Genomic DNA, 12542 nt, shown 5'->3' on the forward strand with positions numbered 1-12542 from the left:
CCGAACGGCCCACCCTCGGGCGGTGGTCTGAAGGGCCCTTCGCCGCAGGGGGTACCGTCGCCGAACCTGAAGGCAGCCGGCGAAGGGATCCGCATGTCACACGGCTCGGGCGGACGCGCCCCGCGATGGCGTCGCCTCACGCCCGGACTGGCCGCGCTGGCGGGCTACCGCCGGGCCTGGTGGCGCGGGGACCTGCTGGCCGGGGTCACCGTGGCGGCCTATCTGGTGCCTCAGGTGATGGCGTACGCGGGCGTGGCCGGGCTGCCGCCGGTCGCCGGGCTGTGGGCCATCCTGCCCGCGCTCGGCCTGTACGCGGTGCTGGGGTCGTCACGCCTGCTGTCGGTGGGCCCGGAGTCGACGACCGCGCTGATGACGGCGACCGTGGTGGCACCCCTGGCGGGAGCCGATCCCGACCGTTACGCCACGCTGGCCGCGACGCTCGCGGTGACGGTCGGCCTGCTGTGTCTGGCGGCCTGGCTGCTGCGCCTGGGTTTCGTCGCCGATCTGCTGTCCCGTCCGGTCCTCATCGGGTACTTGGCGGGCGTGGCCCTGATCATGATCGTGGACCAGCTGCCGAAGCTGACGGGCGTCGACACCTCAGGCGAGGGCTTCTTCCCCCAACTGTGGTCCTTCTTCGGGAACTTGAAGCAGCTCGACCCGGCCACCACGATCTTCGCCGCCGTCGCGCTCGCGTTCCTGTTCACGGTGGCACGCCTGTTCCGCACGGTCCCCGGTCCGCTGCTCGCGGTGGTCCTCGGCACCGCGACCGTGGCCGTGTTCGACCTCGACCACACCCACGGCCTGAAGGTGATCGGCGCGGTCCCCTCGGGCCTGCCCTCCGTCGCGACCCCCGACCTCACCGAGCTGCCGCGGCTGGTGCTGCCCGCCCTCGGTGTCCTGCTGGTCGCCTACACGGACTTCATCCTCACCGCCCGCGCCTTCGACCCCCACGACGACAGTGGCCGGGGGCTCGACGCCGACCAGGAGTTCCTGGCGCTGGGCGCGGTCAACCTGGGCTCCGGCTTTCTGCAGGGCTTCCCGGTCAGCAGCAGCGCCAGCCGTACCGCGCTCGCCTCCTCGGCGGGCGCCCGCAGCCCTGCGTACTCCCTGGTGGCCGGCGTGGCGGTGCTCGCCGTGCTGCTGTTCCTCAGCCCGCTGCTGGCCCGCACCCCGTCGGCGGTGCTCGGCGCGCTCGTCGCCTACGCCGCGGTCCGCATGATGGACCTGGCCGGCTTCGCCCGCCTCGCCTCCTTCCGCCGCCGCGAACTGCTGCTGGCGCTCGGCTGCCTGGCCGGTGTGCTCACGCTGGACCTGCTGTACGGCGTGCTGGTCGCCGTCGGTCTGTCGGTCGCCGAGCTGCTCAGCCGGGTGGCCCGGCCGCACGACGCGGTGGAGGGGCTGGTGCCCGGCGTGGCCGGCATGCACGACGTGGACGACTATCCTTCGGCCCGCACCATCCCCGGGCTGCTCGTCTACCGCTACGACTCCCCGCTGTTCTTCGCCAACGCCCAGGACTTCCACCGCCGCGCCCTGGCAGCCGTCGACGAACAGACCGAGCCGGTCCGCTGGTTCGTCCTCAACACGGAGGCGAACGTCGAGGTCGACATCACCGCCCTCGACGCGGTCGACGACCTGCGGCGCGAACTGACCCGCCGCGGCGTCGTGTTCGCCCTGGCCCGGGTGAAGCAGGATCTGCTGGACGACCTGGAGGCGTACGGGCTCGTCGAGTCGGTGGGCCGGGAGCTGATCTTCCCGACGCTGCCGACGGCGGTGGCGGCGTACCGGAGCTGGTCGGCCGCGCGCTGAACCCCGGTCAGGCGCCCGGCAGATCGGGTCGCACCAGGGTCCCCGAGCGGCCGTGCACGATCTCGTACGCCGCGTCCAGCGCCCCGATCGCGGCCAGCTGACCGGTGTGCTCCACGAACCGGGCGGCGGCCTCCGCCTTCGGCCCCATGGTGGCGGGGTCGTAGGCGGCGGCACGGAGTTCGGCGGGGGTGACGTCGAGCACCGGCCGCCGGTCGGGGGTGCCGTGTCGGGCGTAGACGTTGGGGACGTCGGTGAGGACGAGCAGGAAGTCGGCCTTCACGTCCTCGGCGAGCCGGGCGGCGGCGAGGTCCTTGTCGACGACCGCCTCCACGCCGCGCAGCGCTCCGGTGACCCCGTCGGAGACGACGGGTACGCCGCCACCGCCCGCGCACACCACCACACTGCCCGTCTCCAGCAGCACCCGGACCGAGTCGCACTCCAGAACCCGTTCGGGCTGCGGTGCCGGGACCATCCGCCGCCGGCCGCCCCGCGTCCTGGCCATCACCCAGCCGTGCTCGGCCGCCAGGAAGTCGGCCACCTTGTCCGGGTAGGCCGGTCCGACGGGCTCCGTGGGCCGCTCGAAGGCCGGATCGTCGCCCCGCACCTGGGTATGGGTGAGCAGGGCGACGACCCGGCGCCCGGGCAGCGCGTCCCGCAGACCGCGCACCAGCAGGGTGCCGATCAGGCCCTGGGTCTGGGCGCCGAGCAGGTCCACCGGGTAGGGCTCGACGAGCGACCGGTCCGCCACGCTCTCGTGGGCCAGCAGGCCGAGCTGGGGGGCATTGCCGTGGGTGATGACGAGGTCGTGTTCATGGGCGAGGGCCGCCACGGCGGTGGCGACGCGGACGACGTTCGCCCGCTGGACGTCCGCTTCGGGGCGGTCGCCGCGGCGGAGCAGGGCGTTGCCGCCGAGGGCGACGACGATGCGCATGGCTGGACTCCTCGATCCGGGTCCGCTGGAGCTGGTCCCATCGAACGGCGTCCCCGCCCCCGTCCGCAGGGTGCTGAAGGGCATCGGCGCGCCGCCGGCCGGCCCTGGGACGGGGCCGGGTGGCCCATGGTCGGGACGTCCCCGGGCGTCCACGCTGGTGGTGGTAGCTCCGTATGCCGTCCCCGACGCCCGAGGCTCCCCACCCCGGGTCCGTGCGGCACACGACCCTCTGGAGGCACGCCATGAACGCACCCGCAACGACGACGATGCCGCGGGCGCTGCCTGCCGCACACCGCGACCGCCTGATGCGCATCGGCCGTGAGGTCTCCTTCCCCGAGGGCGTCCGGCTCTTCGAGGAGGGCTCTCACGCCGACCGGTTCTGGATCATCCGCACCGGAACGGTCGACCTGGACGTCCATGTGCCGGGCCGGCGGGCCGCGGTCATCGAGTCCCTGGGACACAACGAACTCGTCGGCTGGTCCTGGCTGTTCCCGCCGTACGTCTGGCACCTGGGCGCCGGCACATCGTCGCCGCTGCGGGCGTACGAGTTCGACGCGGCCGCGGTGCGCCGACTGTGCGAGGACGACCCCGAGTTCGGCCGGACGATCGCCCGGTGGGTCGCCGAGGTCGTCGCGCATCGCCTGCAGGCGGCCCGCACCCGGCTGCTCGACCTGTACGCCCCCTACGGCAGCGGCGGACTGCGCTGACCTGAGTCCGTATCGATCTCGTACCGAGGAGTCACCGTGTCCGGAGCACCGCACATCGTCAGTGACGTCATGACGCGCGACGTGGCCTGCGTGGAGCGCGGCGCCGCCTTCAAGGACATCGTGCGGACCATGCAGGAGCGCAAGGTCAGCGCGCTGCCCGTGGTGGACGGCGGCGGCCGCATCGTCGGGGTGGTCTCCGAGGCCGATCTGCTGCCGAAGGAGGAGTTCCGCGACAGCGACCCCGACCGGTACACCCAGCTGCGGCGGCTGGCCGACCTGGCGAAGGCCGGTTCGGTGACGGCCGGCGAGCTGATGACCTCCCCCGCCCTGACCGTCACGCCCGACGTGACGCTCGCCCAGGCGGCGCGGACGATGGCGCGGGCCAGGGTCAAGCGGCTGCCGGTCGTCGACGCCGAGGGCCGGCCGACCGGGATCGTCAGCCGGGCCGACCTGCTCAAGGTGTTCCTGCGCGGCGACGAGGACATCGCGGAGGAAGTGCGGCGGGAGGTCGTCGCGTATCTGTTCCCGACCCAGGCGGACGCGGTGCGCGTCGAGGTCCGCGACGGTGTCGTACGGCTGGGCGGCCGGGTCCGTGACACGTCCCTGGTCCCGGTGGCGGCACGGCTGGTCCGCGCGGTGGAGGGGGTCGTGGACATCGAGTTCCGGCTCGACCACGGCGAGCAGGCGGATCTTCACTGATCCCCGCGCGCGACTGGCGGTAAGGGCCGGCTGATCTCCGGTGTCCGGATCGCCTCGTGACGGCGGACGGCCCCGGCACGCAGGGGGCCGGTCGGCCGGGATTCAGTCCGGCAGGTCCAGGTGCCCCGTCTCCCCCGGCGCAAGACGCACCGCGCGGTCCGGCAGCCGCACATCGATGGGGGTGGCGTCGGACGACGGCACCGAGATCTCCAGCCGGCCGCGCTCCAGGTGCAGCCGTACGCCCCAGTGGCCCTGGTAGCGGAGGTTGAAGCCGTACGAGGACAGCTCCGGCAGCGGCACCGGGTCGAGCCACAGGGCCCCGCCCCGTGTCTCCAGGCCGGTCAGTCCGCGCTGGACCAGGTCGAGCGTGCCGGCCATGGCACCGAGGTGGATGCCCTCGCCGGTGGTGCCGCCCTGGATGTCGGCGATGTCGCCCTGGAGTGCCTCCTGGCAGTACTTCCAGGCCTCCGCCCGCCTCGCCCGGGCCAGCACCCAGCCGTGCACCAGGCCGCTGAGGGTGGAGCCGTGGCTGGTGCGGTGCAGGTAGTGGTCGACGGTACGGCGCCACGTCTCGTCGTCGAGCCGCAGCCCCAACCGGTCGAACAGGCCGCGCAGTTCGGCCGGCGAGAAGAGGTAGCCGAGCATCAGCACGTCGGCCTGCTTGGAGGCCTGGTAGCGGTTGACGCTGTCCCCCTCGGCCTCCAGGATCCGGTCCAGGCGCCGGATGTCGCCGTAGCGCCCGCGGTAGCCGTCCCAGTCGAGCTCGGCGAGGTCGCCGTAGCCCTCGAACTGGCTGATGACTCCGGCGTGGAAGGGCACGTGCAGGGTGCGCGAGACGTCCTCCCACAGCTCCAGCTCGCCCTCGTCCAGGCCGGTGCGCTCGACGAGTTCGCGGCGACGGGGTTCGGGCAGGGCCCGCAGTAGTTCCAGGGTGCGGGTGAGGACCCAGGCGGCGGTGACATTGGTGTAGGCGTTGTCGTCGAGGCCGGGTGTGCTCGCGTCGGGGTAGGCCTCGTGGTACTCGTCGGGTCCGACGACGCCCTTGATGCGGTGCCGGCCGAGATCGTCGTCGTAGACGGCCGAGTCGGCCCAGAAACGGGCGATCTGGAGCAGCGTCTCGGCGCCCTTGGTGTGCAGGAACTCCGTGTCGCCGCTGGCCTCGCAGTACTGCCAGACGTTGTAGGCGACGGCCGAGCCGACGTGGTGCTGGAGCCGGGAGTGGTCGGGCAGCCAGCGCCCGGAGCGCGGGTTGAGGTGGAGCTGCTGGGTCTCCTCGCGTCCGTCGCTGCCGCTCTGCCAGGGGTACATCGCCCCCTTGCGGCCGGCCTCGCGCGCGGCGGCGCAGGCCTGTTCGAGGCGGCGGTGGCGGTAGCGCAGCAGGGCGCGGGAGACCTCGGGGAAGTGCAGGTTGAGGTAGGGCAGGACGAACAGCTCGTCCCAGAAGACATGGCCGCGGTAGGCCTCGCCGTGCAGCCCGCGGGCGGGCACGCCGACGTCGAGGTCGGCGGTGTGCGGGGAGAGGGTCTGCAGGACGTGGAAGAGGTGCAGCCGCAAGACACGGCCCGCCTCCCCGGCCACGTCCAGGGCGGCCCGGCGCCACAGCTGGTCCCAGGCGGTCAGATGCGACTCCAGGAGGTCATCGAAGCCCGGTGCCCGGCCCACCCGGTCGACCGCGGCGTAGAGGGGGTCGCTGATCGCCGGGTCGTGGGAGGTGTGCAGGGCGACGGTCTTGTCGACGGTCGCGGGCCGGCCGGGTTCCAGGTCGAGGCTCAACTCCTGAATGGCATACGGCGATTCGTGCCGTACGGTGACGGGCGCGCCGGCGGTCAGCCGGGCCGCCATGCCGATGCGGATGTCCGAGGTGCGGGTGCGGCAGCGCAGCCACACGGTGTCCGGGTCGGCGGTGCCGGTGTGCACATGCGTGAGATGGCGGCCGTCGAGGTCGCGGTAGCGGGGCACGCCCGCGTTGGTGACACCCCCGTCGAGCGCCGCCTCGACCTCCAGCGGCCCGGCGAAGCCCTCGGCCGTGAACTCGGTGCGCAGGGCGGCCAGATGGGGGTCGGCCATGTGCACGATCCGCAGCTGACGTACCGTCAACACCCCTTCCCCGCCCAGGTCGTAGCGGGTGCGCCGCTCCAGCACGCCGGAGGCCGTATGCAGGGTGAGCCGGTGGTCGCGCACCTTGGTGCTCTCCGGGGTCAGCCATGTCCCGCCGGGGAGACGGAAGCGCAGCGGAAGCCAGTTGGGGACGTTGACCATGTCCTCGTTCTCGACGCTGCGGCCCGCCACCTCGGAGGTGAGCCGGTTGTAGCAGCCGGCGACGTAGGTGCCCGGGTAGTGCACGTCGTCGGCAGCGCACTCCGGCAGCGCGCCCCGGGTGGCGAAGTAGCCGTTGCCCAGCGTGCACAGCGACTCGCGGAGCCGTTCGCCGGCGGGCGCGTAGCCCTCGTACTCCCAGGTCCAGCCCGTCACTGCGTCTCCCCTGCCCCGACCAGTTCCGCGAGATCCCGTACGACGATGTCGGCACCGCTGTGCAGCAGCCGGTCCCCCGAGTCCCCCGTGGCGGCGCGGTCCACACCGACCACCAGGGCGAATCCGCCGCTGCGGCCCGCCGACACACCGGCCAGGGCGTCCTCCACGACGGCGGCGCGAGCGGCGGGGACGCCGAGGCGTCGTACCGCCTCCAGGAACAGGTCGGGCCGCGGTTTGCCGGGCAGCTGGAGCCGCGCGGCCTCGCCGCCGTCCACGAGGACGTCGAAGAGGTCCGACACCCCGGCATGGTCGAGCAGTTCACCGGCGTGGCGGGAGGCGGAGGCCGCCGCGACGGGCACGTCCGCCCTGCGCAGGGCGCGCACCAGGCGGACCGTACCCGGATAGGCGTCGACGCCGTGCGCGCGCAGCCGCTCGGTGAACAGGCGCTCCTTGTCGGCGGCGACGGCCCGCACGGTGTCGTCCGAGGTGTCGAGGCCACGGGAGGCGAGGAAGGCGGCGGCGCCGTCGAGGCGGGACTTTCCGTCCACGTGGCGCAGATAGTCGTCGCGGACGTCGAACGGGCGCCGCAGGGCGGGGTCGTCGGGCGGGTGGGCGCGCAGGAAGGCGTCGAAGGCCGTCTTCCACACCGCGGCGTGCACCCGGGCCGAGTCGATGATCACGCCGTCCGTGTCGAAGACGACGGCCCGGATGTCACGCAGGGCGGGGGCGAGTTCCTCGCCGAGGTCCGCGGGGGTGCCGGAGCGGCCCACGGTCACACCTGCTGCGGGACGATGGCGACCGGGCAGTCCGCATGGTGCAGCAGCGTGTGTCCGACCCGGCCCAGCTGGAGACCGAAGTTACCGGTCCTGCGGCGCGCACCGATGATCACCAGATCCGCGGCGGCCGACCGGTTCAGCAGCACCTTGCGGGCCGGTCCTTCCACGGTGGCCCGGCGCACGGGGACTCCCGGGTGGTCGGAGGCGGCGTCGTGGAGCACCGCGTCCAGCAGGGCGGAGGCCTGTTCGGAGTGCTCGTGGGCCGGGTGTCCGGACAGCAGCGGATGATCGGCCGTCTCGTACTCGGGGCAGCGCCAGGCACGCACGACGTCCAGGGTGCACCGGCGTGCCTCGGCCTCGCGGAAGGCGAAGCGTACGGCCTCGCCGGACGTGGCGGGTTCACCGGCGCCCAGGAGGATCCGCTCGTGGGCGCCCTCCCGGCCCGCGCGGTCGCCGCGGACGACGATCACCGGGCAGTGGGCGCGGGCGGCCACGATCAGCCCGACCGAGCCGAGGAGCAGGCCCTGGAGCTCACCGCGGCCACGGTTGCCCGTCACCAGGGCGGAGGCACCATAGCCCTCGCGCAGCAGCGCTTCGGCGGCCTCGTCGGCGATCACCTCGGTGGACACCTTGACCTCGGGGTTGCGCCGGCCGGCACGATCCGCCGCGTCGGCGACGATGTTGTCGGCCCTCACCTGCTCGGACGGCCGGTCCGGGCTCGTCGACGGCAGGGCGCCCTCGTAGCGCTCCCACAAGGAGGCGTACACCAGGCGCAGCGGCAGGCCGTGCCGGGCCGCCTCGTCCACGGCCCAGTCGACCGCCAGCAGACTCGGTTCCGATCCGTCGACGCCCACGACCAGGGGCAGCTCCATGGCTTCCACCGCCTTGTGTCGGGCCGCACCGTTGCAGCGCGGAGCTCCACGCTCACCGTCCCATGCGCGGGCGCACCACAGGAGGGGTGGATCGGCCCTGGCCGGGGGCCGATCGGCCCCTGGCCGGGCTCCGCCGGCCCGAGGAGCTGCAAGTGAGAAGCCGGAGAGAGTGCTCTCCACCGGGCCCGCCGGCCTCATCGGCCGCACGGCCTTCATGTCCAAGCCGGGCACGGGTCGGCGATCGGGCGATCGGGCGATCGGGCGATCGGGCGATCGGGAAACGGTCGTCGAGCGGCCCTCCACGGGCGACCACGACGATCACCGCAACTACCGCGCGTGACCACCGACGGCACCGTCCCCGTGGCGGCCCGGCCCGGACGCACAAAAGCCGAGGCCGCGCCCCGGACTGGTTCATAGACTGAGCGCATGAACGACACCGAGACCTGGGAGACCGTCTGCAGGGTGTGCGGGTACGACGACGATGACGTCTTCTGGGCGGACGGCTGGCCGACGGCGGAGATCTGCTCCTGCTGCGGCAACGAGTCCGATGTCGGTGACGCAAGCGTCATGGGCCTGCGCACCTACCGCGGCTACTGGGTCGGGCAGGGCGCCCCGTGGCGCAGTCCGAGCGCGGAACGCCGGCACAAGAGCCGCGACTGGGACCTGCTGCGTCAGCTGGCGAACATCCCCGAGCAGTGGCGTTGAGCAGGGCCACGAGGGCCGAGGCGGGTGCGGCGCCCCGGTCGCTCAGCAGGAAACAGAGGTGCGGTGGTCCGTGGTGCCGGTACGTGACGGGGTCGGCCGCGGTGCCGTCGGCGGGCGGTGCGTACGGCGGTTGATCCGGCGCAGCCACAGCTCGTCGAAGAGCGCGGCGAGCGCGAAGGTCAGGCCCATCGCCGCGAACAGCAACAGGGCGAACCTCTCCCAGAACTCCGGTGTCAGACTCGTGCCCACTGTCCTCGCCCCCTCCTCGGTCGGCGTCGTTTCCCTCACACCTCCAGCAAACTCCGGCACGACACCGGGCACATGAGCCGACCGGCCCGGACCCGGGGTCCCCGTGTCCCTGGTGCTCAGGGCTCCTCCACGAGATCCGGGTCGAGGAGCGGCCGCCATGGCGGGCCCGTGAGCGCGCTCTCCACGTCCACCACGCCCTCCACGGCCCGCGTGAGCCGTACGGCGATGGGGACGAGCCCGGTGTCCCGGACGCGGCCGGTCAAGGTGACGACGCCGTCGCGCACGTCCACCCGGACCGGTTCCAGCGGGTCGGGGAAGAGCGGCCCGACGACCTCTCGGCGCACTTCCTCGGCGAGGTCCGCGTCCGTGCGCAGAAAGACCTTGAGCAGGTCGGTGCGGCTGACGATGCCCGTCAGGACACCGGCGTCGTCGACGACCGGCAGGTGCTTGACCTGGTGCCGTGCCATGATCCGGGCGGCCCGGGCGAGGCTCACGTCCGCGCCGACGGTGACGGCGGGTGCCGTCATGAGCTCGCTCGCGGTACGCGCCTGGGCTCGTGCGAGGGCTTCGGGGCGGCGCAGGCGGACGTCCGCGTCGGGGTCGTGCGCACGGAACTCCTCCTTGGGCAGCAGATCGGCCTCGGAGACCACGCCCACGACCCGGTGCCCGGCGTCCACCACGGGCAGCGCGCTGATCTGGCGGCGCCGCATGGCCTTCACGATGTCCTTGAACGTCACGGTGCTCCCGAGGGCGACGACGGTGCGGGTCATCACGTCGCTCACGAGGCGGGGGGTGCTGTGCATGGTGGCCTCCGGCTGAGCTCGGCCGTCGTCGCGGGGACGACGTCTGTCTCCAGACTGGGGCGAGCGACCATCAGCGGGCTTGGGCCGACCGGCCCTCGTCAAGGGCCCCGACAGGGCAATCTCCCCGGCGTGGCCGCTCCGGCGCTGCCCACAGGGGCCGTTCGGCCCCCTGCCGGGCCGGGTCAGCCCCTGCCCGCACCGCGCCGGCCCGACGGAGGCTGGTGACGAAGGGATCCGCGCACCGGCGCGCGGACACTGATGCGGGGAGGTGAGGTCCGTGCCTCGCCCCGTTGTCGTAGGACTGGACGGATCGCGCGAGAGTCTCGCCGCCGCCGACTGGGCGGCCCGGGAAGCACTGCGGCGCGGCCTGCCGTTACGCCTGGTGCACGCGTGGGAGGGCGGGACGTCGGCCGGCGAGCCGGGGTTGCCCGAACTGGCGGCGCCCCGCTACTGGTCGCAGCGGATTCTCCGCGCCGGCCTGGACCGGCTCGGTGAGAGCTACCCGCAGGTGCGGCTGAGCGCCGATCAGGTCCCCAACTCCGCGCCCGACGCTCTGGTGGCCGCGGCCGCCGAGGCCGAGCTGCTCGTGCTGGGCAGCCGCGCCTTCAGCGGCTTCGGTGGCTTCATGGCCGGATCGGTGGCCTTGGCGACGGTGGCCCGGGCGACGCGGCCGGTGGTGCTCGTACGGGCCCCCCAGACGCCGGAGTCCGAGCACGTGCCGGACGCCGACGGCCGGCCCTCGGTCGGCACGCCGTACCGCGACGTGGTGGTGGGCGTCGACCCCGCGCACCACTGCGAGGAGTTGCTCGCGTTCGCCTTCGAGAGCGCGATGATACGAGCCGCGCCGCTGCGGGCGGTGTACACCTGGCGGCTGCCGTACCTGTCCCGCGCCATCGAGGCCAGGGCCCGCATGGCGGTGGTCGGGGCCGCGGCGCACGCTCTGCAGACGGCCCTGGAACCGTGGCGGGAGAAGTACCCCACCGTGGAGGTGCACGAGCTGGTGCCGGAGGGCCGTGCCGCGGTGCAACTGACGTACGCGGCCCAGAACGCCGGCCTGCTGGCCGTCGGCCGCAGGCTCCGGCCGCCCCATGTCGGCACGCACACCGGGCCGGTCGCGCACGCGGTGATGCACCATGTCCCCTGCCCGGTCGCCGTCGTACCTCACGAGTGAGCCGAGAGGGCAGAGATCGTCCTTCCCGGTCGGGACGCGGGTACACCGACGGGGAAGGGCCATATCGGAGCCTCTCGGCCTCGCCCGCGCGGTCGCAGAGACCGTCGCACCCTGCCGCCCGGAAGTGATCGCCGCCTACCCGATCTCCCCTCAGACCCACATCCTCGAGGAGCTCAGCCACCTGGTGAAGTCCGGTGCGCTGAAGCCGTGCGAGTACGTCAACGTCGAGTCGGAATGCGCGGCGATGTCGCTGTGCATCGGCGCCTCGGCGGCCGGCGCTCGTACCTATACCGCGACGGCGAGCCAGGGCCTGCTGTACATGGTGGAGGCTTTCTACAACGCCTCGGGGCTCGGGCTGCCGATCGTGATGACGGTCGCCAACCGGGCGATCGGCGTGTCCATCAACATCTGGAACGACCACAGCGACTCCATGTCCCAGCGCGACTCCGGCTGGATCCAGCTGTACGCCCGCGCCAACCAGGAGGCCGCCGATCTGCATCCGCAGGCCTTCCGGCTGGCGGAGCGCTGGAGATGATCCCGGACATCGCGCGGGAGTTCCGGCATCCACGGCGCTCTTCGAGGCGCGCCTCTGCATGTCGTGCGGGAGGAGATGGGCCCGGAGGAGTTCAACCTGCTGCACAACCGCGTCGAGCCCGAGGCCAGTGTCGTCTGCGCCGAGCCCGGCGTCATCGGCGCCTGGTCGTGGATTCCATGGCAGTCCATCCGGGTCGCGGAAGGAAAGAACCTCTCCTTCATCAACGCCATCGGGCACATGACCGCCGGCCATGGCCCCTGGGGAAGCGTCGTCATCGACGATCAGGGCCGCATCGTCCTCAACGCCGAATAGGCCGTCGTCGCCTCCATCAACCGCTTCGACCTCCTCGCCTGGACCGTCACGTCCGCTGACGCCGCCCAACTCCACGCCGACCTCACCGGCGAGTACGGCGTCTACGACTGGACCGCCATCGAGAGTAAAGCCCCGGTGTGGAACCAGCACATCGTGCAGCCCAAGAGGCTCCGCAAGTTCTCCTCCAAGGCCAAGGCCGGAAAGCTCGCCTATGGTTCTGAGACCTGGGACCAGTTGGAGACGCCCTGGCTCAAGCCCACCCACCGGGTCGTGGACTTCGGCGCGGGGTACGGCGACTACGCCAAGTACCTACGCGCGAAGGGCTTCAGTATCCACGACTACGAGCCCTACCGCTGCCGCGACGGCTCATACGCCGTTGACATCCGCGCCGTCGTCGGCATGATCCGCGACATCGACAAGGACATCCAGGTCAACGGCCTGTACGACGTGGTGGTCCTCAACTCCGTCATCAACGCCACCACCACCCTCGACTACTAACACTGG

Annotated in this window: 15 protein-coding genes; 9 read left to right on the plus strand and 6 right to left on the minus strand. The window is 72.6% G+C overall.

Features of this window, described 5'->3' with window-relative positions; all coding sequences use genetic code 11:
- Positions 1-93: 93 nt before the first annotated feature.
- A complete protein-coding gene (locus tag CRP56_RS02365) occupies positions 94-1806 on the plus strand; it encodes a SulP family inorganic anion transporter (protein WP_097259751.1) in 1713 nt (570 codons plus the stop codon).
- Positions 1807-1813: 7 nt separating this feature from the next.
- On the opposite strand, the gene CRP56_RS02370 is transcribed toward CRP56_RS02365, so the two are convergent.
- The gene (locus tag CRP56_RS02370; RefSeq protein ID WP_097259752.1) at positions 1814-2737 is read right to left on the minus strand and encodes a carbamate kinase; all 924 of its coding nucleotides are present in this window, start codon (positions 2735-2737) and stop codon (positions 1814-1816) included.
- Positions 2738-2979: 242 nt separating this feature from the next.
- Here CRP56_RS02370 and CRP56_RS02375 point away from each other — a divergent pair, with 242 nt between their 5' ends.
- Both CRP56_RS02375 and CRP56_RS02380 read left to right on the plus strand, forming a co-directional pair.
- Positions 2980-3444: a Crp/Fnr family transcriptional regulator gene (locus CRP56_RS02375; protein WP_097259753.1), complete on the plus strand. Its 465-nt coding sequence runs from the start codon at positions 2980-2982 to the stop codon at positions 3442-3444.
- Between the two features lie 36 nt (positions 3445-3480).
- Complete coding sequence (locus tag CRP56_RS02380) at positions 3481-4143, plus strand: CBS domain-containing protein (RefSeq protein WP_097259754.1); 663 nt, start codon at positions 3481-3483, stop codon at positions 4141-4143.
- Between the two features lie 102 nt (positions 4144-4245).
- On the opposite strand, the gene CRP56_RS02385 is transcribed toward CRP56_RS02380, so the two are convergent.
- From CRP56_RS02385 to CRP56_RS02395, 3 genes are read right to left on the minus strand one after another with little or no spacing between them, the layout of a single operon-like run.
- Positions 4246-6615: a glycoside hydrolase family 65 protein gene (locus tag CRP56_RS02385; RefSeq protein WP_097259755.1), complete on the minus strand. Its 2370-nt coding sequence runs from the start codon at positions 6613-6615 to the stop codon at positions 4246-4248.
- Entirely contained in the window at positions 6612-7385 is a 774-nt protein-coding gene (locus CRP56_RS02390) for an HAD family hydrolase (RefSeq protein ID WP_097259756.1), read from the minus strand. Before CRP56_RS02390 ends, CRP56_RS02385 begins: the two co-directional genes overlap by 4 nt.
- A 2-nt stretch (positions 7386-7387) precedes the next feature.
- A complete protein-coding gene (locus CRP56_RS02395) occupies positions 7388-8263 on the minus strand; it encodes a universal stress protein (RefSeq protein WP_097259757.1) in 876 nt (291 codons plus the stop codon).
- A 169-nt stretch (positions 8264-8432) separates the two neighbouring features.
- Here CRP56_RS02395 and CRP56_RS47455 point away from each other — a divergent pair, with 169 nt between their 5' ends.
- Positions 8433-8603: a hypothetical protein gene (locus CRP56_RS47455; RefSeq protein ID WP_179850932.1), complete on the plus strand. Its 171-nt coding sequence runs from the start codon at positions 8433-8435 to the stop codon at positions 8601-8603.
- A gap of 86 nt (positions 8604-8689) precedes the next feature.
- Positions 8690-8968 carry a hypothetical protein gene (locus CRP56_RS02400; RefSeq protein WP_097259758.1) on the plus strand — a complete coding sequence of 93 codons (279 nt, stop codon included), beginning with the start codon at positions 8690-8692 and terminating at the stop codon, positions 8966-8968.
- 42 nt (positions 8969-9010) lie between these two features.
- Here the strand turns inward: CRP56_RS02400 and CRP56_RS02405 are convergent, their stop codons facing one another.
- Positions 9011-9217, minus strand: a complete 207-nt coding sequence (locus tag CRP56_RS02405; RefSeq protein WP_097259759.1) for a hypothetical protein — start codon at positions 9215-9217, stop codon at positions 9011-9013.
- A gap of 116 nt (positions 9218-9333) precedes the next feature.
- Complete coding sequence (locus CRP56_RS02410) at positions 9334-10020, minus strand: CBS domain-containing protein (protein WP_097259760.1); 687 nt, start codon at positions 10018-10020, stop codon at positions 9334-9336.
- 277 nt (positions 10021-10297) lie between these two features.
- On the opposite strand from CRP56_RS02410, the gene CRP56_RS02415 reads away from it, so the two are divergent.
- The 4 genes from CRP56_RS02415 (at position 10298) to CRP56_RS02430 (ending at position 12536) form a co-directional block, all read left to right on the plus strand.
- The gene (locus tag CRP56_RS02415; protein ID WP_097259761.1) at positions 10298-11191 is read left to right on the plus strand and encodes a universal stress protein; all 894 of its coding nucleotides are present in this window, start codon (positions 10298-10300) and stop codon (positions 11189-11191) included.
- A 124-nt stretch (positions 11192-11315) separates the two neighbouring features.
- Complete coding sequence (locus CRP56_RS02420) at positions 11316-11726, plus strand: hypothetical protein (protein ID WP_257039992.1); 411 nt, start codon at positions 11316-11318, stop codon at positions 11724-11726.
- A 63-nt stretch (positions 11727-11789) separates the two neighbouring features.
- Entirely contained in the window at positions 11790-12038 is a 249-nt protein-coding gene (locus CRP56_RS02425) for a hypothetical protein (RefSeq protein WP_143664886.1), read from the plus strand.
- Between the two features lie 153 nt (positions 12039-12191).
- The gene (locus tag CRP56_RS02430) at positions 12192-12536 is read left to right on the plus strand and encodes a methyltransferase domain-containing protein (protein WP_179850933.1); all 345 of its coding nucleotides are present in this window, start codon (positions 12192-12194) and stop codon (positions 12534-12536) included.
- Positions 12537-12542: the final 6 nt, after the last annotated feature.

Source organism: Streptomyces sp. TLI_55, assembly GCF_900206255.1.
Taxonomy (GTDB): Bacteria; Actinomycetota; Actinomycetes; order Streptomycetales; family Streptomycetaceae; genus Streptomyces; species Streptomyces aquilus.

Bases quoted from the DNA above. Each gene is read 5' to 3' on its own strand.
- CRP56_RS02370 (WP_097259752.1), bottom strand. From the start codon at position 2,737: ATGCGCATCGTCGTCGCCCTCGGCGGCAACGCCCTGCTCCGCCGCGGC.
- CRP56_RS02395 (WP_097259757.1), bottom strand. From the start codon at position 8,263: ATGGAGCTGCCCCTGGTCGTGGGCGTCGACGGATCGGAACCGAGTCTG.
- CRP56_RS02375 (WP_097259753.1), top strand. From the start codon at position 2,980: ATGAACGCACCCGCAACGACGACGATGCCGCGGGCGCTGCCTGCCGCA.
- CRP56_RS02365 (WP_097259751.1), top strand. From the start codon at position 94: ATGTCACACGGCTCGGGCGGACGCGCCCCGCGATGGCGTCGCCTCACG.
- CRP56_RS02410 (WP_097259760.1), bottom strand. From the start codon at position 10,020: ATGCACAGCACCCCCCGCCTCGTGAGCGACGTGATGACCCGCACCGTC.
- CRP56_RS02400 (WP_097259758.1), top strand. From the start codon at position 8,690: ATGAACGACACCGAGACCTGGGAGACCGTCTGCAGGGTGTGCGGGTAC.